Source organism: Arthrobacter globiformis NBRC 12137, from assembly GCF_000238915.1.
In the GTDB taxonomy this organism is placed as follows: domain Bacteria; phylum Actinomycetota; class Actinomycetes; order Actinomycetales; family Micrococcaceae; genus Arthrobacter; species Arthrobacter globiformis.
Genome location: NZ_BAEG01000037.1, coordinates 1 through 23,500 on the forward strand (window position 1 = coordinate 1; position 23,500 = coordinate 23,500).

The 23,500-nt window shown below is 66.3% G+C and carries 26 protein-coding genes; 7 read left to right on the plus strand and 19 right to left on the minus strand.

From position 1 onward, the window contains the following. The coding region (locus ARGLB_RS05995) for a CGNR zinc finger domain-containing protein (protein ID WP_003800096.1) at window positions 1-546 on the plus strand (546 nt) is incomplete at its 5' end. Between the two features lie 50 nt (window positions 547-596). Here the strand turns inward: ARGLB_RS05995 and ARGLB_RS23990 are convergent. The 3 genes from ARGLB_RS23990 to ARGLB_RS06010 form a co-directional block, all read right to left on the minus strand. Next, window positions 597-1,022 carry a hypothetical protein gene (locus ARGLB_RS23990; RefSeq protein WP_003800098.1) on the minus strand — a complete coding sequence of 142 codons (426 nt, stop codon included), beginning with the start codon at window positions 1,020-1,022 and terminating at the stop codon, window positions 597-599. Between the two features lie 113 nt (window positions 1,023-1,135). Further along, on the minus strand, window positions 1,136-1,729 hold the full coding sequence (locus ARGLB_RS06005; protein WP_003800099.1) for a hypothetical protein: 594 nt from the start codon (window positions 1,727-1,729) through the stop codon (window positions 1,136-1,138). 48 nt (window positions 1,730-1,777) lie between these two features. After that, entirely contained in the window at window positions 1,778-3,130 is a 1,353-nt protein-coding gene (locus tag ARGLB_RS06010) for an MATE family efflux transporter (RefSeq protein ID WP_003800101.1), read from the minus strand. 158 nt (window positions 3,131-3,288) lie between these two features. Here ARGLB_RS06010 and ARGLB_RS06015 point away from each other — a divergent pair, with 158 nt between their 5' ends. Beyond that, the gene (locus ARGLB_RS06015) at window positions 3,289-3,723 is read left to right on the plus strand and encodes a DoxX family protein (RefSeq protein ID WP_003800103.1); all 435 of its coding nucleotides are present in this window, start codon (window positions 3,289-3,291) and stop codon (window positions 3,721-3,723) included. 158 nt (window positions 3,724-3,881) lie between these two features. Here ARGLB_RS06015 and aztD read toward each other — a convergent pair whose 3' ends face one another. Continuing rightward, window positions 3,882-5,171, minus strand: coding sequence for a zinc metallochaperone AztD (gene aztD / locus ARGLB_RS06020; protein WP_245531487.1), 1,290 nt, complete (start codon window positions 5,169-5,171; stop codon window positions 3,882-3,884). A gap of 254 nt (window positions 5,172-5,425) precedes the next feature. Here aztD and ARGLB_RS06025 point away from each other — a divergent pair, with 254 nt between their 5' ends. Then, entirely contained in the window at window positions 5,426-6,400 is a 975-nt protein-coding gene (locus ARGLB_RS06025; RefSeq protein ID WP_003800107.1) for an acyl-CoA thioesterase, read from the plus strand. 97 nt (window positions 6,401-6,497) lie between these two features. Here ARGLB_RS06025 and dnaB read toward each other — a convergent pair whose 3' ends face one another. Next, window positions 6,498-7,883, minus strand: coding sequence for a replicative DNA helicase (dnaB, locus tag ARGLB_RS06030; RefSeq protein ID WP_003800110.1), 1,386 nt, complete (start codon window positions 7,881-7,883; stop codon window positions 6,498-6,500). A gap of 708 nt (window positions 7,884-8,591) precedes the next feature. On the opposite strand from dnaB, the gene ARGLB_RS06035 reads away from it, so the two are divergent. Next, a complete protein-coding gene (locus tag ARGLB_RS06035; RefSeq protein ID WP_003800112.1) occupies window positions 8,592-9,071 on the plus strand; it encodes a hypothetical protein in 480 nt (159 codons plus the stop codon). Between the two features lie 2 nt (window positions 9,072-9,073). Further along, window positions 9,074-9,640: a hypothetical protein gene (locus tag ARGLB_RS06040; protein WP_003800114.1), complete on the plus strand. Its 567-nt coding sequence runs from the start codon at window positions 9,074-9,076 to the stop codon at window positions 9,638-9,640. A gap of 37 nt (window positions 9,641-9,677) precedes the next feature. On the opposite strand, the gene ARGLB_RS06045 is transcribed toward ARGLB_RS06040, so the two are convergent. Then, a complete protein-coding gene (locus ARGLB_RS06045) occupies window positions 9,678-10,025 on the minus strand; it encodes a TFIIB-type zinc ribbon-containing protein (protein WP_043418187.1) in 348 nt (115 codons plus the stop codon). Between the two features lie 27 nt (window positions 10,026-10,052). Further along, entirely contained in the window at window positions 10,053-10,688 is a 636-nt protein-coding gene (locus ARGLB_RS06050) for an FMN reductase (protein WP_003800117.1), read from the minus strand. Window positions 10,689-10,796: 108 nt separating this feature from the next. Here ARGLB_RS06050 and ARGLB_RS06055 point away from each other — a divergent pair, with 108 nt between their 5' ends. Then, a complete protein-coding gene (locus ARGLB_RS06055) occupies window positions 10,797-11,219 on the plus strand; it encodes a DUF1801 domain-containing protein (protein ID WP_003800118.1) in 423 nt (140 codons plus the stop codon). A 120-nt stretch (window positions 11,220-11,339) separates the two neighbouring features. On the opposite strand, the gene rplI is transcribed toward ARGLB_RS06055, so the two are convergent. The 4 genes from rplI to rpsF all read right to left on the minus strand — a co-directional run bounded on the left by rplI (window position 11,340) and on the right by rpsF (window position 13,122). Then, window positions 11,340-11,792 carry a 50S ribosomal protein L9 gene (gene rplI, locus ARGLB_RS06060; RefSeq protein ID WP_003800120.1) on the minus strand — a complete coding sequence of 151 codons (453 nt, stop codon included), beginning with the start codon at window positions 11,790-11,792 and terminating at the stop codon, window positions 11,340-11,342. A gap of 18 nt (window positions 11,793-11,810) precedes the next feature. Beyond that, a complete protein-coding gene (gene rpsR, locus ARGLB_RS06065) occupies window positions 11,811-12,050 on the minus strand; it encodes a 30S ribosomal protein S18 (protein ID WP_003800144.1) in 240 nt (79 codons plus the stop codon). Between the two features lie 129 nt (window positions 12,051-12,179). Then, complete coding sequence (locus ARGLB_RS06070) at window positions 12,180-12,761, minus strand: single-stranded DNA-binding protein (protein ID WP_003800146.1); 582 nt, start codon at window positions 12,759-12,761, stop codon at window positions 12,180-12,182. A gap of 55 nt (window positions 12,762-12,816) precedes the next feature. After that, window positions 12,817-13,122, minus strand: coding sequence for a 30S ribosomal protein S6 (gene rpsF / locus ARGLB_RS06075; RefSeq protein ID WP_003800148.1), 306 nt, complete (start codon window positions 13,120-13,122; stop codon window positions 12,817-12,819). Window positions 13,123-13,430: 308 nt separating this feature from the next. Between rpsF and ARGLB_RS06080 the strand changes: the two genes are divergently transcribed. Next, window positions 13,431-13,766, plus strand: coding sequence for a YnfA family protein (locus ARGLB_RS06080; protein ID WP_003800150.1), 336 nt, complete (start codon window positions 13,431-13,433; stop codon window positions 13,764-13,766). Between the two features lie 88 nt (window positions 13,767-13,854). Here ARGLB_RS06080 and ARGLB_RS06085 read toward each other — a convergent pair whose 3' ends face one another. From ARGLB_RS06085 to ARGLB_RS06120, 8 genes are all read right to left on the minus strand, one after another. Beyond that, a complete protein-coding gene (locus ARGLB_RS06085) occupies window positions 13,855-15,285 on the minus strand; it encodes an amino acid permease (protein WP_003800151.1) in 1,431 nt (476 codons plus the stop codon). Between the two features lie 237 nt (window positions 15,286-15,522). Beyond that, window positions 15,523-16,872 (minus strand): M18 family aminopeptidase, encoded by a 1,350-nt coding sequence (locus ARGLB_RS06090; RefSeq protein ID WP_003800153.1) that lies wholly within the window; start codon window positions 16,870-16,872, stop codon window positions 15,523-15,525. A gap of 21 nt (window positions 16,873-16,893) precedes the next feature. Beyond that, entirely contained in the window at window positions 16,894-17,832 is a 939-nt protein-coding gene (locus ARGLB_RS06095) for an intradiol ring-cleavage dioxygenase (protein ID WP_043418193.1), read from the minus strand. Between the two features lie 84 nt (window positions 17,833-17,916). Next, window positions 17,917-18,645, minus strand: a complete 729-nt coding sequence (locus ARGLB_RS06100; protein ID WP_003800157.1) for a response regulator — start codon at window positions 18,643-18,645, stop codon at window positions 17,917-17,919. A gap of 49 nt (window positions 18,646-18,694) precedes the next feature. Further along, window positions 18,695-19,987, minus strand: coding sequence for a sensor histidine kinase (locus ARGLB_RS06105; protein WP_043418196.1), 1,293 nt, complete (start codon window positions 19,985-19,987; stop codon window positions 18,695-18,697). Between the two features lie 19 nt (window positions 19,988-20,006). Then, window positions 20,007-20,885, minus strand: coding sequence for an ABC transporter permease (locus tag ARGLB_RS06110; RefSeq protein ID WP_003800162.1), 879 nt, complete (start codon window positions 20,883-20,885; stop codon window positions 20,007-20,009). A gap of 4 nt (window positions 20,886-20,889) precedes the next feature. Then, window positions 20,890-21,834, minus strand: a complete 945-nt coding sequence (locus tag ARGLB_RS06115; RefSeq protein WP_003800165.1) for an ABC transporter ATP-binding protein — start codon at window positions 21,832-21,834, stop codon at window positions 20,890-20,892. A 146-nt stretch (window positions 21,835-21,980) separates the two neighbouring features. Continuing rightward, the gene (locus ARGLB_RS06120) at window positions 21,981-23,483 is read right to left on the minus strand and encodes a bifunctional phosphatase PAP2/diacylglycerol kinase family protein (protein ID WP_043418199.1); all 1,503 of its coding nucleotides are present in this window, start codon (window positions 23,481-23,483) and stop codon (window positions 21,981-21,983) included. Window positions 23,484-23,500 lie beyond the last annotated feature (17 nt).

The following is a 23,500-nucleotide window of genomic DNA, read 5'->3' on the forward strand; positions in this document are numbered from 1 at the left end:
ATGGTTTTTGCCCCTGACACGGAACTCGCGCTGCGCTTCGTAGTGAACCTCATCAACTCGGCCGCCAACGGCGAGGAACACCTGGCCACAGTGGAAGATCTGGACGAGTTCCTGGGGCAGGAGGGCTTTACCGGTTTCCGCACCCGCGACGCCGCCGAGCTGTCCAGCATCCACGCACTGCGGACGGAACTGGCAGCCCTGTGGACGGCAGATGAGGACACGGCCGTGGCTGGCGTGAACCGTCTCCTGCGCGAGGCCCAGGCACTCCCCCAGCTCCTCAAGCACGACCAGTGGGACTGGCACCTGCACGCCACGACGCACGATGCCCCGCTGGCGGACAGGATGGGCACCGAAGCAGCCATGGCGCTGGTGGACGTGATCCGCAGCAAGGAGATGGACCGCATGCTCGTGTGCGCGGCCGATGACTGCGACGCTGCGGTGCTCGACCTCAGCCGGAACCGGTCCAAGCGGTACTGTGACACCGGGAACTGCGCCAACCGAGCGCACGTGGCGGCGTACCGGGCACGCCGCGCCAGCGGAGAGTAGTCACCGCGAGCAGAGAGTATGCCGCGCCGGCGGCGACTGGCGGTTAGGCGTTAGGAGGTTCCGCCGTCGGGCCCGGATTCGCCGGTTGCGGCCGAACCCGCCGAACCCGGGGCATCCGGGCGGCGCTGGGTTCCCCCGCTTGAGGTTCCCCCGCTCGAGGTTCCCTGGGCCCCGTGGCCGCCGTGTCCCTGCGAGGGCTTCCGGGCCGAGCTCAGGTTCACCCCGGAGCCTTTCCCCAGGTGGGCGGCATTGTCCTTGTAGCTCATGGACAGCATCGCGGCGATGACGAGGGTGACAATGAAGGCGATGCCGGCGGCGGTGAAGGCCAGGTCGAACCGCGGCGACCGGGCGCTGCCGCCGGAAGCAAAAATCAGAACTGCGAAGAACGCCACCACAGCCCAGAAGGCGGAGAACATCAGGGGTCCCTTCACCGAGGTCCGCAGGTTGCGCGGTTCTCCTGGTTTCTGGTGTGCCAAGGTGATTCCTCCCGTGCGGGCGGCGCGATGCGGCCTGCCCGCTGTGATGTGTGCTGGTGCTGAAGGGGTACTGGGTGTCGAAGGCTGTTCTACAACGAGTAGAAGCCCTGGTACTAGTTTACGGCCTTTGGCGCGTCCGCCCGCGCATCGTGCCGGAGCGAGAGGCCTGCCAGGATCCAGAGCACGCCCGAGATTATGGCCCCGCCGCCGGCAACACCCAGCAGTGCGTGGGGACCAAGGCCCACAAAGAACGGCAGGGTGCCGGCCGTGCCCAGCCCGATGACTCCGGAGGCCAGCCAGTCGCGGGCCAGGACGTGCCGTCCGCGCAGCGTAACGCCCAGCCACAGCTCGGCCGCCGACGCCACGGCCAGCCCCACAGCGCCAATCACGGCGAACACCAGGCTGCCCTGCAGGAACAGCAGGGCCACGCCGGCACCGGTCAGGGCCGCACCCGCAGCGGACAGCAGTCGGCCGGCGGGCGCTTCCCGCCGGAAACCGGTCATCGGAATGCCCCACAGCAGGATCAGGCCCGTGGCCAGCAGATACACCCCGCCCGTCAGCGACATTCCGGCCACCGAAGGGGCCGCCCAGAACACGGTCACGGCGCCGAACGCCAGCGCGGCGGCAGCCCGCAGCAGGGCGGGTTTCCACAGCTCCGCCGAGGGGGCAGGCACATCGGATTCAGCAGGGTTAACGGGGGAAGTCACTGCTCCAGTTTAGTGCGCCGGCCTGTGCCCGCGAATCCGGGCCGCAGGCTAGGAGCCGAGCACCATCCAGCGGTCCGTCCTGGCCCGCAGTCCCAGGGTCACGGCCCGGGCGCACATGTAGCCCAGCGAAAAGGCCACCCACACCCAAACCAGCGCCGCCGCGCCGTCGGCCCCGGCCAGCGGCACCACCAGCAGCAGCGGAAGGTACACCGCGAGATTTACGACGCCGGCAATCGCCAGATACTTCGCGTCGCCGGCCCCGATCAGCACCCCGTCGAGGACGAACACGTAACCGGCGAGGGGCTGGCCCGCGGCCAGAACCCACAGGGCCGCTGTCAGCACCGACTGGACGCCGGCGTCGGGCGTGAAGAGAGCGCCGGCGAACGGGGCAGCCAGGGCGAGGAGCACGCCGGTGACCACACCGAAGCCGGTGCCCCAGCGGATCATGGTCCGGGTCAGGATCCGGGCTTTGCCGGGGTTGGAGGCGCCCAACTCCTTGCCGATCAGCGCCTGCGCGGCGATGGCCAGTGCGTCCAGTGCGAAGGCAAGGAAGGTGAAGACCGTCATGGCCAGCTGGTGGGCGGCCAGGTTCACCGCTCCCTGGGCCGTCACCACGAGAACGGTGGCAAGGATGGCAGTGCGCAGGCTGAGGGTCCGCAGCATGAGCCAGGAGCCCACCTTGGTCATGGCCCGGATCCCATGCCAGTCGGGCAGCAGGCTGACCCCGTAATGACTGGCGTTGCGCTGCACCATCACCAGGTACACCGCTGCCATGGCCCACTGCGCGATGCTGGTTCCCATTGCAGACCCGACCACGGACAGCCCGAGTCCGTACACCAGCACCAGGTTCAGCACGATGTTCAGCCCGAAACCCGCCGTGGCCACTACCAACGGCGTCCGGGTATCCTGCAGTCCCCTCAGCACGCCCGTGCCCGCGAAGATGAGCAGCATCGCGACCAGCCCGGGCATGGACCAGCGCAGATAGTCGACGGCGAATGTGCGGATTTCCGGGCTCGGCCCCATGAGCCCGATCAGCGGCTCCGCGGCGAGGAACCCTGCCAACGCCAGCGTGGTCCCGAGCAGGAGGGCGAGCCAGACGCCGTCGCGCCCGGCGGCCAGCGCCCTGCCCAGCTGGCCGTCCCCTACCGCCCGCGCCACGGCCGGGGTGGTGGAGTAGGCCAGGAAAACCATCAGCCCCACCGCGGTGTGCAGCACCGCCGAGGCCAGTCCGACGCCGGCCAGCTGGGCCACGCCCAGGTGCCCCACGATGGCCGAATCGGCAAGCAGAAAGAGCGGTTCGGCGATCAGCGCGCCGAAGGCTGGAACGGCAAGCCGGAGGATTTCACGGCCGTGGCTCTCGGGTTTGGGGGTGGAAATGGCGGCGGAAGGCGATTGTGGCACGGATTCAGCCTAGCTGGCGCAGAAAAGATAACCACGACACATTAGTTGACACTTCAACAAAATTTCGGGAGAGTGGAATGGAAGCATCACCGGACGCGCTCCGGACCGCATGCGTAAAAGAGACAAACCCCCAATCGATCCGAACGGTGAGAATCTCCATGAACCAGTCCACCCAGACCACCACAGCCCTGACGATCCTGCGAGTGATCGCGGGATTCCTCTTCGCCGCGCACGGCTGGCAGAAGTTCAACGAATTCACCATCGCCGGCACGCAGGCATCCTTCGCCAAGATGGGGGTCCCGGCCGCTGAGGTCGCCGCCCCGGTCGTCGCCACGCTGGAACTGGTGGGCGGCATCGCCCTCATCCTCGGCGTGCTGACCCGCGTCTTCGCCGCCCTTCTCGCCCTGGACATGCTCGGCGCCCTCTTTCTGGTCCACGCCTCGGCCGGAGTTTTCGTCGCCACCGGCGGCTACGAGCTGGTTCTCCTGCTTGCAGCCGGGGCAGCGGCCATCGCCCTTGCCGGAGCCGGCCGCCTCTCGGCGGACGCAGCCCTGTTCGGCCGCAGCGATTCAAAGCTCAAGGTTCTCGCGTAACATCCCCGGACAGGCAGCACCGTTCCAGGGCGGTGATTGTCCGGGAACAACGACGGCGGCTGCTCGCCTGGCGCTTCGGCGCCCGGCGGGCGGCCGCCGTCGTTTAATGTCATTCCGTGGTTTCGGCCGGCTGCTGTCAGCTCGGCCATGCCTGTTGTTCAGCCGGTGACGCCCGTCAGTTCATCGGGCGTGTGGGCCAGCGTTGCTGTGCGGACAGTCTTTCCCGCCTTCAGGTCAACGGCGTGCAGTTTCCGGGTGGCCGGTTCGGTTACATAGGCCATGGAGCCCTGGACGTACAGGGTGGGCCGCGGGTCCTGCCACGCCTCGGGCTCCTGCCAGGCCGGCACGACGGGAATCGTGGACTCGGTGGCGCCGGTCAGCGGGTTGAGAACATGCAGCGCGCCATCGGTGCCAAGGACCAGTGCCTCCCCGGCCGGCCCGCGCCCCAGCGACCGGAAGGAATAGCTCGTCCTGAGTTCCACCAGCTTCAGGGCCTTGGTGTCGGTGTTCACCAGTGAAATCCTGGTGGGCCGCTCCAATACCGCTTCCTTGTCCACCTTGTAGTCCCCCAGCACCACAGGCGACGCCGGCGAGCCGGCCTGGTTGCCCATCCTGCCATAGGCGTCCGGGCTGGCGACCTTGGCGAACTTGCCGTCCTTGAATACCAGCATCCCGTCCTCGCATCCGAAGATCACGGTACTGTCGCCGGCCACCGCCTCGCCGTGGACGCCCGGGCAGTTCGGGCTCCGGAGGATCTCCTTGCGGCCCTGGCCCGCGGCCTGCCCCAGGAGGGCCACGGCGTTGCGGGCATCCTCGTCCCCCACTGTCACCAGCAGCTTCCCGTCATCCAGTTCCACAGCCACGCCGTGGTGGGCCTCGGGCGCTGTGTAGGTCGCCGTCTCCGGAAGCCCGTCATCCGCCAGCGTTCCAAGGGCGGCCGATTCAAAGGACTCCACCTTGCCGGACCCGTCACTGAACAGGACGGTCCTGCCCGCGTGCCGCACCACATGGCCCGGCTTGCTGGCCCCGAACGCGTGATCCGTCAGTGTTGGCTCGGCGGCATAGGAATGGCCATGGTCGCCATGCTGCTCGGTCCAGGTGCCGGCATCGAGAACGCGGAATGAGTCGTCCGCCGCCACCAGGACGTGGCGGCCGTCCCCCGCAGGGCTGATGCGGTTGTAGCCGTCCATTGCAACGTCCCCGGCGGGCTGAAGGGTTGCCGCGTCCAGCACTCCGACGCCGCCGGCGTAGGTGTACACCAGTCGCGGCTCAGGGGCGCGAAGCTCGGCCGGTTCCGCGGCCCCTCCGTGCGGGGAGGTGCTGGCGGAACTTTCGGCGGTACTCTGCGCGGGGCCAATGGCGCAGCCTGCCAGCAGCAGGACAACTCCGCAGGCGGCGGCCACGGGCACTACCAGCGGCGCTGCGAGGGGCCTTTTGAAACACGCCACGAATGGCTTGGTGGACAGCCCTGAATATGGGCTCTCTGCGCGGCGGCGGATGCTGCGCGGGGCAGGAGAATTGAATCGTCTCGTCAACATGACACTAATGATAATCATTATTATTAGTGATTCGGCGACTCCGGCTCTTGCGTGACGGGGAATTCAGGGCACGGGATTCATCGCGCGGGCGTCTTATGGCATCGATGAACACGATTGTGAAGCCCCGGATCTGACCAAAGGAAGGCGGTCAGTAAACTGCGACCATGAGCGAGACTGCCGCCAACTCAGTGACCCTCCGCTTCCTTGCCGCCCCCATGGACGTGGGCCACAGCGGATCCGTCGACGCCGGCACGGTGCTCGAGTGGGTGGACAAGGCGGCATATGCGGCCGCCGTCGGCTGGGCCAAGTCCTACTGTGTCACCGCCTACGTGGGGAACATCCACTTTGCCGACCCGGTGAACATCGGCGACATGGTTGAGGTCACGGCCACCATCGTCTTCACCGGCCGCTCCTCCATGCATATCCGAACGGTGGTTTCCTCCGGGGACCCCAAGGGCGGGCCGGCCACCATGCGCAGCCAGTGCATGGTGATCTTTGTGGCGGTTGGCGAGGACGGGAAGCCCGTCCCGGTTAAGCAGTTCGAGCCGGTAACGGCGGAGGAACTGGAACAGCGGGACCACGCCCTGGCCCGGATCGGGATCCGCGAGCAGATCGTCGAAGCCATGAGCGCGCAGGAATATACAGATGCCGGGACCGCCGAGCGCGTCGTGCTGCGGTTCATGGCAGCGCCCACCGACGTTAACTGGGGCGGAAAAGTCCATGGCGGCATCGTCATGAAATGGATCGACGAAGCCGCATATGTTTGCGCCTCACGCTACTGCGGCCGGGACACGGTGGCCGTCTTCTCCGGCGGCGTGCGCTTCTACCGGCCGCTGCTGATCGGCCACGTGGTGGAGGTGGAGGCGCGGCTGGTCTACACGGGCACCAAGGGCATGCACGTTGCCGTACATGTCCGGTCCGGGGACCCCAAGGGCCGCGAACTGAACCTGACCACCTACTGTCTCACCGTGATGGTCGCCCGCGACGCCGAGGGCACCTCGGTCCCCATCCCTGCATGGACCCCCGTGTCCGAGGAGGACAAGCGGCTTCACGCCCATGCCCGGGAACTCCTGGAAATCAGGGCAGCAGCCCCGGGAAACAGGCTGCCCAACCACCTGCTGCAGTCGCAACGGCACTAGCACCGGCGGCCTGCGCTGCCCCCTCGGACACTGCTCCCGCGGACACTGACCCCTTGGACATCGCTCCCGCGGAACGCCCGGCCGAGGCCGCCGCAGCCTAGAAGCCGCCGCCTCCGCCGGCGTCCCCAGCCATGTTGGCGAACCGCGAGTAATGGCCCTGGAAGGCGACCACGATGTCCTTGGTAGGGCCGTTACGGTGTTTGGCCACGAGGATGTCTGCCTCACCGGCCCGCGGGGACTCCTTGTCGTAGACGTCCTCGCGGTGCAGCAGAATCACCATGTCGGCGTCCTGCTCGATGGAACCCGACTCACGCAGGTCCGAGACCATGGGGCGCTTGTCCTGGCGCTGCTCAGAACCACGGTTCAGCTGCGACAGCGCGATGACAGGCACCTGGAGTTCCTTGGCGAGCAGCTTCAGCGCACGGGAGAACTCGGAGACTTCCTGCTGGCGGGACTCCACCTTCTTGCCCGAACTCATGAGCTGCAGGTAGTCAAGGATGACGAGTTTGAGGTCGTGCTGCTGCTTGAGGCGGCGGCACTTGGCCCGGATCTCCATGAGGGACATGTTGGGGCTGTCGTCAATGAACAGCGGGGCATCATTCATGCGCCCCATGGTGGTAGCAATCTTGGACCACTGCTCGTCCTTGATGGTGCCCTTGCGAAGGTCCTGCAGGCCGATGGTGGCCTCGGCCGACAGGAGACGCATGGCGATCTCGTTGCGACCCATTTCCAGGGAGAACATCACTGTGCTCAGGTTGTTCTTGATGGCTGCCGAGCGGGCAAAGTCCAGTGCGAAGGTGGACTTACCCACGGCAGGCCGGGCAGCAATGACGATCATCTGGCCCGGATGCAGCCCGTGCGTCAGCTCGTCCAGCTCGTAGAAGCCGGTGGGGACGCCCACCATGCCCTCGCCGCGGTGGCCGGAGGCCTCGATCTCATCCACCGTGGACTCCATGACGTCCTTCAGGACGACGTAGTCTTCCGCCGTGCGGCGCTCGGCCACCGCGTAGACCTCCGCCTGGGCCTGGTTGACCAGGTCTTCGACCTCGCCGTCCTGCCCGTACCCGAGCTGCACGATCTTGGTGCCGGCATTGACCAGCCGCCGGAGCACGGCGCGCTCCGCCACGATCTCGGCGTAGTAGCCTGCGTTCGCGGCCGTGGGTACCGTCTGAATGAGCTCATGGAGGTAGGCAGGTCCGCCGATCCGGTTGATCTCGCCGCGTTTGGTCAGCTCATCGGACACCGTGACGGCATCCGCGGGTTCTCCGCGGCCATAGAGGTCAATGACCGCCTCGTAGATGGTTTCGTGGGCAGGGCGGTAGAAGTCTTGCCCGCGCAGGATCTCAACCACGTCCGCAATGGCGTCCTTGGAGAGCATCATGCCGCCCAGGACGGACTGTTCGGCGGGGATATCCTGGGGAGGTTTACGGCTGCCTTCGGATTCGCGGGTACCTTCGATTGAGTCCAGGTGCGTAACTGACAAAGCTGCCGTCCTCCAATGTGTCCGCAGTCCGTGCAGGAGGACTGCGGCGCGTGTGCCGTGTGCCGTGGGTGGGCCGCGCAGCAAGTATCTGCTGCCCGGGCTGGTGCAACTACACCAGCAGGCCCTGACATTTTTCGGTCCTGGCCGTTGAACCCAGGCGACGCCTCATCCACAGGTTTTCCACAGGGCAGCACTAATCTCCCGGAGCCCGGCTGTTCGCTGGCTCCGGTATTCAGGCCGGCAGGGAAAACTCACCCGAATGGGGTGTCTCCGCTACGTTAGCGCCCGGGTGGCCACTCACAAAGCCGGCAGTTTCGCACCTCTGTGGATAACGTGTGCACAACAGACTGCTGCTTGTGCACAGCCTGTGGGGGAAGCTGTGGATAGTAAATTTCTTTCCGGCATATATGCCGCTTGACCTGCGGAAACGTTCCGATTTCCCTGTGGACAAATTTAAAATTTGCGCCAACCTTCATCCACAGCCTTAACCGTTGTCTGGGGATACCGGCCGGTAGGTCTGCCTCCGGCGGGAGTTTTCGCGGCCTGTATTCCCACTTTGTGATACTGATCACCGGCATATGTCGGGGGCCGTCCACGCATGCATGGCGCTGGACGAACCTTCCAGTCGAGGGTCATCACAGGAGGGCAGCACCATGCGCAGCCGGGCATATGCTGTGGATAACGCTGATCTGGCGTTAAGCTCTAGGTATGGGCGACGTTCTGACAGTCTTGGTTCCTGCCCTTGTCCTCGCCGCAGTCCTCTGGGCTCTCGCAACGGCATTGAAGCCGCGGGATGGGGGCATGTCCGACGCGGACCGCTACCAGCTGGATCTGGCCCGGCGTTCCCAGGCCCATTACGCAGCCCAGGTTCAGGCGGCCATGACGGCCCGGGCACGCATAGAGGCGGCAGCCCTGCCAAGCCAGAACCGGCAGCAGCAGATCCAGCAGCACGACCATCGTCAGGCGCCGCCGCCGGGCCATGCCGGCCACGATCCCGGCCACCTTCCTGACTACCCGCACGGCTCGTATCCTGCAGCGCTTGGGCCCGGGACAATGCTGAACCCGCAGCTGGCGCTGCAGCTGCAGACATTGGTGCGCAACGGGCAGAAGCTCCAGGCCATCCGGCTTTTGCGCCAGGCCACCCATTCAAACCTTTTGACCGCCAAGCAATATGTAGATCGGCTGTAACCATGGAATCGCTCGTGATCCCCTTCCTGATCCTCGTGGCCGTGGCTGTCGCCGTGGCCCTCGCGGCTCGTGCGTTCAGCCGCCGCCGGCGCACGGTCGGTGAGCCAGCCAAGCCGCCGGCGGAGTCCGCGGAGCTCGCAAAGGAAGCCGCAGCCAAGCTGTCCGAGGACGAACACAGGCGCCTGTATGCGCTCATCGCCCAGGGTCAGGCCATGGCGGCGATCAAGCTGTACTACGAGGTGTCAGGACAGGGCTTGCGCGCATCGCGGGACGCAGTGGCCGCGCTGGCAGCCCATCCGCAGCCCTTCCGCTCACCGGCCCAGGTACCCAGCGAACCCGAAGACGACGACGAGCCGCCGCAGCGGTTCCCTTACCGGTACCGGGCCATTGCCAGCAAAGGCGATGTCACCCGGGAGGTCAGCAGCAACATGCTCAATGACGAGATCTACGGCCGCATCCGCACGCTTGCCAAGAGCGGCAACGTCGAAGCAGCCGCCACCGCGCTGACCCGGCACTCAGACATCACCATGAAGCAGGCGCGCGAATTCATCGCCCTGCTGGACGACTAGCAGGGCCGGGCGCCCGCGGGCACGTAGAGGCAGCCGCCTAGAAGTCGAACAGGTCCCCCAGCCAGCCTTCCTTCTTCTTGTGGCGGCGGCGGTCATAGTCGCGGTCGTATCCCTTGCCGTAGCTGCGGTCGTCGTAGCGCGGCTGGTCACGCCGCGGTTCCACGTTGCGGTACAGCGGCGGAGGAACCATGCCGGGCGCGGGCGACACCGGCGCAGGGGGAGCGGGCGCCGGAGGTGCCGCCGTCGCCCCCGCGTCGACCCGGTCGATGATCTTGTCCAGTTCGCCGCGGTCCAGCCACACACCCCGGCACTGAGGGCAGTAGTCGATTTCGACCCCGCTGCGTTCGCTCATGACCAGGTCTGAAGAATCAATGGGACATTTCATGCCCGGCACAACGAGCGGGTACCGCGATTAGTTCGCGTTGCCGCCCGCCGAGATCCCGGCCAGCAGCTGTTCAAAGGGCAGCGACTCCAGCACCGCCGGCCTGCGGCCCGGCTGGTCGCCCTCCAGGAGGCTGCTGAACTCTGCCGCTGCCCGTTCGATCCGCGCCGAAAGGGGGGTTCCGCCGTCGTCCGCGTTTCCCCAGTCCTGGGGGCCGGCGAAGACGGCCGTGGCGGCCGTCCGCGTGCGCAGGTAGCTGAACAGCGGGCGCATGGCGTGGTCGAGCACCATCTGGTGGCGGTCCGTTCCGCCGGTGGCCCCCAGGAGGGCCGCCTTGCCGTCCAGCGACTTGGGGTCGAGCACGTCAATGAAGGACTTGAATAGCCCGCTGTAGGACGCGCTGAACACCGGTGAGACCGCGATGATGCCGTCGGAGGACTCGACGCCGGCGATGACCTCTGCCAGCCGGGGCGGGGCAAAACCCGTGACGAAGTTGTTGGCGATGTCCACGGCCAATTCACGGAGTTCCACGACGTCGGTGGTCACCTCGTAGCCGGCGGCCGCCAGCTCCCGTGTGGCGGCTGCGGCCAGCTGGTCGGCCAGCAGGCGGGTCGACGAAGGCACTCCCAGGCCGGCGGACAGAACGGTAATGCGGCGGGTCTCCATGGCGGTCTCCTCTGGATGGCTCTATATATGCATTTGCATCTACTCGCTCAACCCGGGAGGGATTGCCTTTATTCCGCTGCCCCGTAGACGGCCCAGTACACTGCGTCCATGGCGGATAACAAGACACAGGTGACAGGGGTTTCGGCGGACGACTTCATCGCGGCTCTGGAGCACCCGGTGCGCCGGCAGGACGGCCTACGCCTTCGCGCCCTCATGGCGGAACTGACGGGCCAGGAACCGGAGATGTGGGGTCCTACGATCGTCGGATTCGGTACGGTGCACTACAAATACGCCACCGGGCGCGAAGGGGACACTGCAGCAGTGGGGTTTTCTCCCCGCAAAGCCAGCCTGTCACTGTATGGGCTAACGAATGCGCCGGAGTCGGCTGCGCTCCTCGAGCGTCTGGGAAAGCACAAGACGGGTGCCGGCTGCCTCTACATCAACAAGCTGTCCGACGTCGATGAGGCCGTGCTGGCCGAGCTGATCAGCATCGGCTACCGCTATGGGACCACAGTCCTGCACAGCCGGTAGGAAGCAGGACGAGACCCGCAGGAACGACGAAGCCCCCGCCGTCGGCTTCCCGGAGGAATCCGACGGCGGGGGCCGTCAGCAGTTCAGGACTGCGGAGTGGACCGGCAAAAGCCGGATGTCCTACTTGCCTGCGACTACGTCGAGTTCGATCACAGCGGCAACGTCGTCGTGCAGACGAACGTTGGCCTGGTAGGAACCAACCGACTTGATGTGTGCCGGCAGTTCAACCTTGCGCTTGTCGATGCGGCCGAGGCCAGCGGCCTCAACAGCGTCGGCCACGTCGCCCTGCTTGACGGTGCCGAACAGGCGTCCGGACTCGCCAGCCTTGACAACGAGCTTGACCGGCTTGGCGGAAAGTGCAGCAGCCTGCTTCTGAGCGTCTTCCAGGGAAGCGTGCTCGCGGGCAACGCGGGCAGCCTTGATGGACTCAACCTGCTTCTCGCCACCCTTGGACCAGGTCAGAGCGAAACCGCGGGGCAGCAGGAAGTTACGTGCGTAACCGTCCTTGACCTCGACAACGTCGCCAGCAGCACCGAGACCGGTTACTTCGTGGGTCAGAATGAGCTTTGCCATGTTAGTTAATCCCTTTCCTTAGCCCCGGCCAGCGCCGGAGTAGGGCAGCAGAGCAACTTCGCGGGCGTTCTTGATTGCCTGGGCGATCTTGCGCTGCTCCTGCACCGTGACGCCAGTGACGCGACGGGCGCGGATCTTTCCGCGGTCGGAGATGAACTTGCGCAGCAATGCTACGTCCTTGTAGTCGATGACAGTGATGTCAGCGGCCTTCAAGGGGTTGGACTTTGGTTTGGGCTTACGGAGTTCAGCCTTAGCCATCGTGGAGCTCCTATTCTAGGGAGCCCGTGAATCGTGATCCACGGGATGGTGGTGGTCCGATCGCGACATGTACAAAACGTCCCGCGTGGAACGCCTTGGCGGATGCTGCGCCGGGCCTTTGTTTTGTTGTTAGAAGGGAGGTTCGGAATCCGGGCCGTTGCCCCAGCCGCCGCCCGCATTGCTGACTCCGGGCGTGGCCCATGGGTCATCCTGCGCTGCTGCGGGCTGGTTGCCGCCCCAGTTTCCTCCGGTGTTGCCGCCCTGGTTTCCACCCTGGCCGCCACCGAATCCACCGCCACCGAATCCGCCGCTGTTGCCGCCGCCAAAACCGCCCTGGCCGCCGGAGCGCTGGGTGCGGTTGACTTTGGCATTGGCGTAACGCAGGCTCGGGCCGATTTCGTCGACTTCGAGCTCGATAACGGTGCGCTTCTCGCCTTCTTTTGTTTCGTAGGAACGGCTCTTCAGGCGGCCGGAAACAATCACGCGGGTGCCCTTGGTGAGGGACTCGGCGACGTTCTCTGCTGCCTCGCGCCAAACCGAAGCGCGGAGGAACAGGGTTTCCCCGTCCTTCCACTCATTGGACTGGCGGTCGAAGGTGCGAGGCGTGGACGCGATGGTGAAGTTCGCTACTGCCGAACCTGACGGTGTGAACCTCAGCTCGGGGTCATTGGTGAGATTACCGATGACCGTAATAGTGGTTTCGCCTGCCATCTACTGCCTCCTTGTTCGTTCCTGCGGTGTAAAGAATGAAAGCTGTGAGCTGAAATTACTCAGCAACAACCTTCTGCTCTTCGGGGCGGATGATCTTGGTGCGCATGATGGTCTCGTTGAGACCCAGCTGGCGGTCAAGTTCCTTGGCGGTAGCCGGCGTCGCGGTGAAGTTCACCACGGCGTAGATACCTTCGGACTTCTTCTTGATGTCGTAAGCCAGACGGCGACGGCCCCAAATGTCAACCTTTTCGATGGTTCCACCATCGTTGGTGATGACGTTCAGGAACTTCTGAAGCGACGGCTCTACGGTACGCTCTTCGACCTCGGGGTCGATGATTACCATCAATTCGTAAGGACGCATATGTGAACCCACCTCCTTTGGGCTAAGCGGTTACGGTATTTCCGTAACAGGAGGTTCATTTGCGATGCCGTGCAGGCCCGCGTCCAAAAATGGACCAGGGCGCAGCACAGACTTCACTATCTTAGTGCATCGGGACGGAATTCTGCGATTCGGACAGCTCCAAGGCTAGTGGCCGCGATGGCGAGCCGGAAGCGGCGGGCCGCCTATGTGGAAAACCCGCAGGAAGCCGGCCGCCCGACTTACACTGGCGCCGGCGCCAGTCATATGGCCCGGGCTGCGGACAACTCCCGGCCCGGGATACTGGAGCCATGACGATTCTGAAATCCGTGCTCCTCTTCACCCTGGCTGCGGTTGCGGAGATCGGCGGAGCATGGCTGATCTGGCAGGCCGTGCGGGAGGACAAGGCGTGGTGGTGGGCCGGACTCGGAATTGTGGCGCTGGGGCTGTACGGCTTCGTGGCCGCTTTCCAGCCGGACGCGCACTTTGGCCGTGTCCTCGCGGCGTACGGCGGGGTCTTCATCGTCGGGTCCTTGGCCTGGGGCATGCTTCTTGACGGGTTCCGGCCCGACCGCTGGGACCTCATCGGTGCCACCGTCTGCCTCGTTGGCGTCGCCGTGATCATGTTCGCCCCACGGCAGGGCTGACCTCCAAATGAAATCATCCGCCCGGTCCGGCCGTGACGGCCAACCGGGCGGATGATTTCAGAAAAACGGTTTGAGATGCGGAGCCGGTTTACGACGCCGGGCCGGACCCGACGCCTGCGTCCGCGGTTTCGGGGGACGTTTCGGAGGTGGCCGGCACCTCAGCCCGGCCCGGACCGCCCTTGCGGTAGCGCCACACACCGATACCGACCACCACGACGGCCAGGGCAACGGAGAGCAGGAGCGACTCGCGGGTGGTATCCAGGATGACCATGCCGATGATGAGCGCCACGATGCTGCCGATCGCCAGCCAGGTGAGGTAGGGGAAGAACCACATCTTGAGCGTCAGGTCCTTGGCCGCCGCTCCCATCCGGCGGCGCAGCACCAGCTGCGACGCTGCAATGACCAGCCAGACAAAGAGCGCGATGGCGCCGGAGGTGTTCACCAGGAACAGGAATACCGTGTCCGGGGCGATGTAGTTCAGTCCCACGGTGATGAATCCGACCACGGTCGATGCCAACACTGCAGCGGCCGGCACGCCGCGCTTGGAGATGCGGGTCCAGGACTTCGGGGCGTCCCCGCGCTGCGAGAGCGAGAACAGCATGCGGCTGGCCGTGTAGAGGCCCGAGTTCAGGCAGGACAGCACCGAGGTCAGCACCACGACGTCCATGATGGTGCCCGCACCGGGAATACCAAAGAGCTCAATGACCGCGACGTAGGGGCTCTTGGCAACGTTGGCGGAGTTCCAGGGCAAGAGCGTGACAACGATCGCGATGGAGCCGATGTAGAAGACGAGGATTCGCCAGACGGTGGACTTCACGGCCTTCTTGACCGCTTCAACCGGGTTTTCGGATTCACCGGCTGCAATGGTGGCGATCTCGGCCCCGAAGAACGCGAAGACCACCACGAGGATTCCGGCCAGGACGGCTCCCGGCCCGTTGGGGAGGAAGCCGCCGTTGCCCGTCAGGTTGCTCAGGCCAGGCGCCGGAACGCCCGGAACCAGGCCGAGGATCGCCGCCACACCGAAGAGGAGGAACAGGATGATGGCCGTGACCTTGATGGAGGCGAACCAGAACTCGAACTCCCCGTAGGACTTCACCGAGCCCAGGTTGGTCAGCGTGAGCAGGACCATGAGCACCAGGGCCCAGACCCACTGGTCGATGCCGGGCACCCAGCGGTGCATGATCGCCGCGCCGGCGGTCGCCTCGATGCCCAGCACGATGATCCAGAACCACGCGTAGAGCCAGCCGATGCTGAAGCCCGCCCAGCGGCCCAGTGCTTTGTCCGCGTAGGTGGAGAAGGAACCGGTTTCGGGGTTAGCGGCCGCCATCTCGCCAAGCATCCGCATGACCAGAATGACCACGATGCCTGCGGCCATGTAGGCCAGCAGGATGCCGGGACCGGCCTGCTGGATGGCCGCGCCGGAGCCGACGAAGAGGCCGGCGCCGATGACGCCCGCAATGGCGATCATCGACAGGTGCCGGGGTTTTAGGGATTTCGACAGTTGTTGGTCAGCGTGCATGGCTGCGCCATCCTCGTTTTGATTGCAGGTTTTGGGGCGGTGGCCGGGCGGCAGAGTCTGTGCCGGGGACCACACTGTGCGTTTCACACTAAGGGAGCCGGGGGCAGGTCCGGGCTGTGCAAAGACACAGTTTACGGGACGGCAAAACAGGCACTCTCCCAAGCTGAAGAATTCATATGCAACTAATGTTGCGTGCAAAGCAATTTTGTAACGGGGCTGAAATGTTCGTTCGCCCGGCTAGATCCGAGCGCGCGTCCCAAAGAACAGCTCAGTCACACGGGCCAGGCGGTGCGGATCCTCCACGCCGCAGAGCTCCCGGGCCGAGTGCATCGACAGCAGCGGAACACCCACATCCACGGTCCTGATGCCCAGCCGGGTGGCCGTCAGCGGGCCGATCGTGGAACCGCACGGCATCACGTTGTTGGAGACAAACTCCTGGAAGGGAACCCCGGCCTCACCGCACAGCCGCGCCCAGAGCGCAGCCCCTGCTGCGTCGGTGGCGTACCGCTGGTTGGCGTTGATCTTGAGCAGCGGTCCGCCGTTGAGGACGGGACGGTTGACGGGGTCGTGGCGTTCGGCATAGTTGGGGTGGACGGCGTGGCCGGCGTCGGCAGAAACACAGAGCGACGCCGCGAACGCCTGCCGCCGCTGGCTCGCCGAGGCGCCTAGCCCGTCCGAGATCCGGACCAGAATGTCTTCCAGGACCGGCCCGCACGCCCCGGACCGGGACGCGGAACCGATTTCCTCGTGGTCGAAGGCGGCGAGCACAGCAATCGGTGCGGTTCTCCCGGAAGCCTCCGGGCCGCCGTCGGAAGCGTCAGCGTGGGCGATCAGCGCCGTAATCCCGGCGTGCGTGGCGGACAGGTTGTCCAGCCGCCCGGAGGCGAAGAACTCACTCCTGACCCCGAAGACCGCAGCCGGCTGCGTGTCCGCGATGACGACGTCGTACCCGCCGATCCGGGCCGGATCAACAGGCGTGCCGCCAACAGGATTGCCCCCGCCGGACACCCGTTCGGCCAGCACCGCCAGCAGGTCCTCCCCGTCAGGATCGCCGAGCCCGAACACCGGGTTCATGTGCTGCTGTTTGTCGAGGGTGAGGCCTTCGTTCACGGCCCGGTCAAGATGGATGGCCAGCTGCGGAAAGCGCAGCAACGGACCGGTGGCGGTCAGGTGCTGCGTGCCGTCGAGCATCACGAGGCGCCCGGCCAGCTGCAGTTCCCGGTCCAGCCACGAGTTCAGCAGCGGACCGCCGTAGACCTCCACGCCCGCCTGGAGCCACCCGAAACGGCCCGTGGTCGGCTTGGGCTTGAGCTTGAACGACGGCGAATCCGTGTGGGCGCCCAGGATGTTGAAGCCGGTGGTGGGTCCGGCACCTTCGGGCGTGACCCATGCGATGAGCGCACCGTCCCGGACAACGTAGAACTTGCCTGCCGTGGCCTCCCAGGGCTGCAGCTCGTCCAGGCCGGTGAAGCCGGCCTCCGCCAGGCGCCGGGCGCCCTCGTGGGCGGCGTGGAAGCTCGACGGCGAGGCGCTGACGTAGTCGCCCAGGTCCCGGATGTGCTCTGCGGCGGAGGAATGGAGAGGCATGGCTCCGAGTCTAGCGTTGCCCTAGATGGTGACGTTGAGCCCTGCCGTGTAGCCGCCGGACACGGAACCCGACATGGTGGCCAGCTGGTAGATGCCGCCGTCTTCGCCGAACACGTTGTCTGACTGCAGGGTTGTGTTGGGGAAATTCCGGGCGCTGGTTTCGTAGCCCGCAGACGCGTAGACCTCCCTGCAGGCAGCGTCGGTCATGGCTAGCTGCGAGACAGCAAGGACCTGCCCTGCCGCCGTGGCGTTATTCATGGACTCGAACACTTCGAAGTGGATATGCGGCCAGCGGCCGTTGTAGGCGCCCGGGTAGATGGTCTTGAAGGTGACCTGGCCGTTGGCGTCCGCCTCCTGCACGCCCCGCAGGAAGTTCTCGTTCTCCAGCCCCGAATCGTAGAGCGAGTACCGTCCCTCCTTGTCGCAGTGCCAGGCGTAGACGGCCGCACCGGCCAGCGGGACGCAGCCGTTGGAGTTGTCGAGCAGGGTCAGTGTGACGGTCAGTGGTACGCCGTCCGCCGTCGTGGTGGACGTGCCGAAACTTGAGGTGATGTCCTGCCGGACCACCCCGGAGGCTTCCAGGACGTTAGGCCCGTTGGAGCCGTCGCCCGGATACGGACCGGCGGTCTCCTGCGGGATCTCGACGCCGCATTCGGCGATCGCCCGGGTGACGGTGGGGGTCGAGGTAGCCGAGCCGGACGGCGCCGTCGCCGTCGCCGTTGTGGTGGCCGAAGCGGTGGCGGTTGCGGCAGCGGAAGCCGTCGACGGCGATCCTGAGGGTGCCGACGATGACCCGCCGGGCGTGCACGCCGCCAGCGCGGCCGCCGTGCCGGCGCCGAGGAACATTCCCAGCGAGCGTCGGGACATCAGCGTGGACAGATCGAACTCGAGCCCGCGGTCATGGCTGGGATGCGGCTCGTGCCGGGGCTGCTGCCCTTCGGGTGTGCGTGGAGTTGTCATGGCATCATCCAACTCCAGCCTGCTATGGCGTGCATAGGGCCCGGCTGTGTGGAAGCTGTGGAGCCTGTTTCCGTAATTGCCCGTTCAGTAGTCCGGGTTGCTCGGGGTCACCAGGCCGGTTTCGTAGGCGTACACCACGGCCTGGACGCGGTCACGGAGGTGCAGCTTGGTCAGGATCCGCCGGACATGTGTCTTCACGGTGGCCTCCGACAGGAAATAGCGGTGCGCGATCTCCGCATTGGAAAGCCCCTCGGACATCGCTTCCAGCATCTCGGTTTCGCGCGGAGTGAGGTCCTCCAGCAGCGGGTCGCGGGGAGCAGGTGCCGTGGCTGGCGGGGACGCCTCGGCTGGACCATTCAACGCGGAAACGGGTTCTGCCCCGCGGACGTACGTCTCAAGAAGCCGCTGGGTCACCCGGGGCGCCACCACGGCGTCGCCGCTCGCCACCACCCGCACGGCCTGGACCAGTTCGGCGGGTGCCACATCCTTGAGCAGGAAGGCCGAGGCCCCGGCCTGCAGGCCGGCGAAGGCGTACTCGTCCAGGTCGAAGGTGGTCAGGATGATGATCCTGGCACGCGAACCTGAACTGGTGATGGCCCGGGTGGCCTCGATCCCGTCGAGCGTAGGCATCCGGACATCCATGAGCACGACGTCGGGATCGAGGTGGCCCACCTGGCGGACTGCCTCGGCCCCATCGGAGGCCTCGCCCACCACCTCAAGTCCGTCCTCACCCTCCAGGATGAGCCGGAACCCCATCCGCAGCAGCGGCTGGTCATCCGCCAGCAGGACCCGGAGGTGTCCGGACTCATTCATTATTCCCCCATTTTGCCGTTTTCCAAGTTGCCGTCCCGCATCCCGCCGGTCAGCGTGCGCCGTCCTGAGTCCGGCCGTTCAGTGCCAGGACGGCCTGCACGCGCCAGCCGCCGCCGGCGGCCGGGCCTGCCTCCACCGTACCGCCGTAGATCCGGGCCCGTTCCTTCATCCCGGCCAGGCCCTGTCCTGTCCCGCCGGAAGTGGCGGCCTCAACGGTGCCCCGGCCGTCGTCGTGCACTTCTATGGTGACGGTGGAATCGTCGCGCACCACCAGTACGTCCACCCGGCTCAGTGCGCGGCCGTAGCGCAGCACGTTGGTCAGCGATTCCTGCACGATCCGGTACACGGTCAGCTGGAGAGCCACCTCCTCCGGCAGCGCCGGACCCGTATGCGAGTAATGGACGGGAAGGCCTGCGGTCCGGAAGCCGTCCAGCAGCTTCCCGAGGCTTGCGCCGTCCGCGAGCGGCTCACGGGGCGCCCGGCCGGCGGAGGCGTCATCCCGCAGGACGCCGAGGACCCGGCGCATGTCCGCCAGCGCGGTACGCCCGGTCCTGGACAGTTCCGCGAGGACCTCCGCGGCGCGTTCCGGATCCCTGCGGACCACGACGGCGGCGCCGTCGGACAGGGCGACCATCACGGTCAGCGAGTGGGCAACGACGTCGTGCATCTCACGGGCGATCCTGTTGCGTTCGTTGACTGAGCCCAGGCGTGCGGCCTGCGCGGCCCACGCCGCGATTTCCTGCTCGTGCTCCCGCCGCTGCCGGACGGAAATGCCGATTCCGGTGGCGATGATGTTGGAGAACGCGATGCTGGTGCCGGCCGCGATGCTGGTCACCAGGTGGAACTCCTCCGGCGAGGCGGCGTGCTTGGGCAGTTCCCGCTCCAGCGGTCCCACGGCGGCCAGGAAGTACAGCAGCGCCAGTGGCGCTGTGGCCACGGCCATCGTGACCAGGGCAAAGCGGCGCGTGTGGACCACAGCCACCGCGTACAGCGAGAACCACAGCCCTGCCGACACATTGGATCCCCACGGATGAAGCAGACTCACGCCAACCTCGGCCGCCGCGACGAACACCACCACGGCCACCGGGCGCCGGCGCCGCAGGAAGAGGGACAGGGCGACGGCCGCGAGCAGCGCGACCGCGGCCCACCTGCCCGTAGTGACGGCGTCGATCACGGTGGGCACCACCAGCACCGCATAGCAGGCGGCGACCACGGCGTCCATGACCCGCGGACGCCGGTGCAGGTAGCGCCGGAGCAGGCCCCGCCGTCGGGCAGCAAGCTCGGCGAAGGACGCGTCAGCCGGCGTGGCTGGCGCGTCCTTCACCGAGACAGCATCAATCATGGGCAGGACCTGGGTGCGGCTAGACGTCCCGTTTCTTCAGCAGGACCATGGCCAGGACCACTGGCACCACCACCCAGCCGCCCAGCACCAGGGCCGCCTGCCACACCTCCAGCGTGTCGGGGACGTGCTCCACGGCGGTCAGCGGGTTGATCGTGTTTCCGGGGAGGTACTTGCGGGCCTCTTCGAAGAAGTCGCCCGGGATGAGCTGGAACGCAATCGGGGCCACAAAGAACAGGCCAACGAGGGCCATGATGCCGCCGGCTGAATTCCGCAGCATCGTGCCGAGTGCCATGCCGATTGCGGCCACCGCTGCCACATACACACTGGTGACGAGGAGCAGCTTGACCGACTGCGAGCTGGCGAGGTCGAGCTTGAGATCGAAGTTGTCCAGGATCGGCACCGCCACCAAGCCGGCAATGTAGGTGGACACGGCCGTCACGACGAAGGCGCTGAGGATCACCACCACGAGCTTGGCAATGAACGCGGGGAGCCGCTTCGGCACCGCCGCGAACGTCGAGCGGGCCATGCCGGTGGTGAACTCGGAACTCATGAGCAGGACGCCCAGTGAGCCCAGAATCAGCTGTGCAAAGGCGACGCCCGAGGTGGGGACCGTGACGGCAAGGTCGCCACCCTGTGCCGCGATGGCCGCCGCCGCCTCGGGATCGGAGCTGGCCTGGTCCGCGAACTGGCCTGTTCCCCAGGCGGACAGGGCGCCGAAGCCAACCACGACGATGGCCGTCGAAACAAGCAGGATCAGTGTGGACAGGAGCGTGCGGAACTTGATGAATTCCGAATTCAGGACCCGGAAGAAGCTTGGACCCGGTCCCGGGTTTGCAGCGTTGCGATGGGCCGCGCGGCCGGGACCGGCGGCAGGCTGGGTGGAAGTCGATGTGCTCATGGCGTCAGTTGCCTCCGGACTGGGCGGGAACCGGGGCTCCCGTGGTGATCAGCGAGTGGTATTCGACCTCGTCCTTGGTCAGCTCCATGTAGGCCTCTTCGAGGCTGGCCTGGAGCGGGGTGAGTTCGTAGATCAGGACGTGGTTGTCCAGGGCGCTGCGGGCGATCTGCCGGGGGTCCAGGCCCGTGACCTCGAGGAGTTCGTGGTCCTGCAGCTCCACCGAGACACCTGTTCCGGCGAGAACGTGCATGAGCCGGTCGGGCTGGTCGGAGCGGACCCGGGTCCGGCTCTGGCCCTTGCCCGTGATGATGTCCTTAATGGGTGCGTCGGCAATGATCTTCCCGCGGCCGATCACGATCAGATGATCGGCGGTCAGGGCCATCTCACTCATGAGGTGGCTGGAGAGGAACACCGTGCGCCCCTCGGAAGCCAGGTACTTCACCAGGTTCCGCACCCAGACCACGCCTTCCGGATCGAGCCCGTTGACGGGTTCGTCCAGGATGATGGTCTGCGGATCGCCGAGCAGCGCGGCGGCGATGCCCAGCCGCTGGCCCATGCCAAGGGAGAACCCCTTGACCTTTTTCCGGGCCACGTCGGCCAGACCGGTCATGTCGATGACCTCGTGCACCCGCTTCCGCGGGATGCTGTGCGTGGCGGCCATGGCCAGCAGGTGGTTGTACGCGGAGCGGCTCGTGTGGACGGCCTTGGCGTCCAGCAGCGCCCCGATTTCGCGCAGCGGTGCCGTGTGCCGGGCGAACGGGACACCATTGACGGTGACCGTCCCCGCCGTCGGGGTGTCCAGGCCCATGATCATGCGCATGGTGGTCGACTTGCCGGCACCGTTGGGTCCAAGGAAGCCGGTGACCTGGCCGGCTTGGACGGTGAAACTGACGCCGTCGACGGCGGTTTTGTCGCCGTAGGCTTTTGTCAGGCCTTCTGCCTCAATCATGGAAGCTTTCCTTTGCGTAGCTACGGGCGTGCTGTCTGGTGTGCACGTTCCACGCTACCCACGCCGGCTGCCGAATTCGCCGGTCTCAGGGATGATTCAGGGGCGAATCAGGGTACCGGGTGTCATCCGGTGGGATGAGCGACGCGTCAGTTGCCGTCCGCCGGTGAGTAATAGCGCAGGGCGGCACTTTTCAGGGTGAACTCGACGGCCCGGACGCCTGGCATGGCTTCGCCGTCCACCGCCAGCACCATGGGGGCGGTGCCGCACTCCACGCGGACACGGGTGGCTTCGGTGAGGTGGGTGATCCTGGACGTCGCCACCGTGCCGGTCAGCACCGACCAAAGCATGCGGAGGCGGGCGAAAGACTCGTCAGCGGTCATCATCCTGACGTCCAGGACACCGTCGTCCAGCACCGGCCGGAAGAGCGGAGCATGGTCCCGAGGGAAGTAGCGGCCGCGGCCCAGATACATGATCCACAGCCTGTGGCGGACGCCATTGACGATCAGCGTTATCGGCTTCTCCACGGCGAATGTCCGGAACATGGCCACAACCCCGGCGAGCGGCTTCCCCAAGGCGGGCTGCAACTGTTCGCGGCGCCGCACCAGGTTCGGGTACAGCCCGATGCTCGCGGTGTTGAGCATCGTCAGCTCCACCTGTTCGGGATCGTCCGCGAGACCGCGTTCAACGGCCACGACGCCGACGTCCGCCAGGGCCGCTTCGCCGCGTTCAGCTGCGGCCACCGCTTCGACCACGGAGGGCGTGCCCGCGTCCCGGGCGAAGTGGTTGAGCGTTCCGCCGGCCAGCACCAGCAAGGGAAGATCATGGTCGATGGCGGCCGCCGCCGCGGTGCCGACTGTTCCGTCCCCACCCCAGACACCGAGAGCGCGGGTGCCAGGCCGGGTGGCTGCCTCTTCCACCCGCTGGGCAACATCGTCCTCCAGTGCAATGAGCGTTATATGTGCCAGCGGGAATACTTCCTTGAGGGCCGCGGCGGTTTCCTCGGTGAACGACCCACCCAGCGTGTTCACGGCAATGCTCAGGCCTTCGCCCTGCGGGAGCGGGGCCTCCTGCACCCGCCGCCTGGACGTGGGAGGCATGGGTGGCCGAACAGGCCACCACTTCCTCGTCACGAGGGCTGCGCCGGCACCGATTGCCGAACCGAAGAGCACATCCGAGGGCCAGTGGGCGCCTGTATGCACTCTGGAGTATGCAACGCCGGCGGCAACAGGAGCGACGACCGCTCCGAGCACCGGCTGGACCATTCCAGTGCCCAGGGCGAATGCGACCGCCGAGGCGGAGTGGCCGGACGGCATGGATGAACTGGTGGGCTGCGGATGGACGAAGCGGAACACCGGCAAATGCTCAGGGAGCGGCCGCGCGCGGGGCAGCAGGGTCTTGAAAACGAGGTTCGTCACTGCTGAGGCGACGCCCTGGGCCAGCAGGCCGTGGAGTGCTGCGCGCCTGGTGCGCCCCGGGATGGCGGCAGCCACGGCAGCCACGCCAAACCACAGCTTTCCCTTGTTGGCCGAGGCCGAGAGCCGGCGGAAAAACGTGTCGTGGTGCCCGCCTGGGAAGCCGGAAACGGTCCGCATCAACGTGCGGTCGAGGGCGGCAATCCAGCCTGGCCCCCGGTGCAGCATTCGTCGCATTTCCCCACCCTACCGCC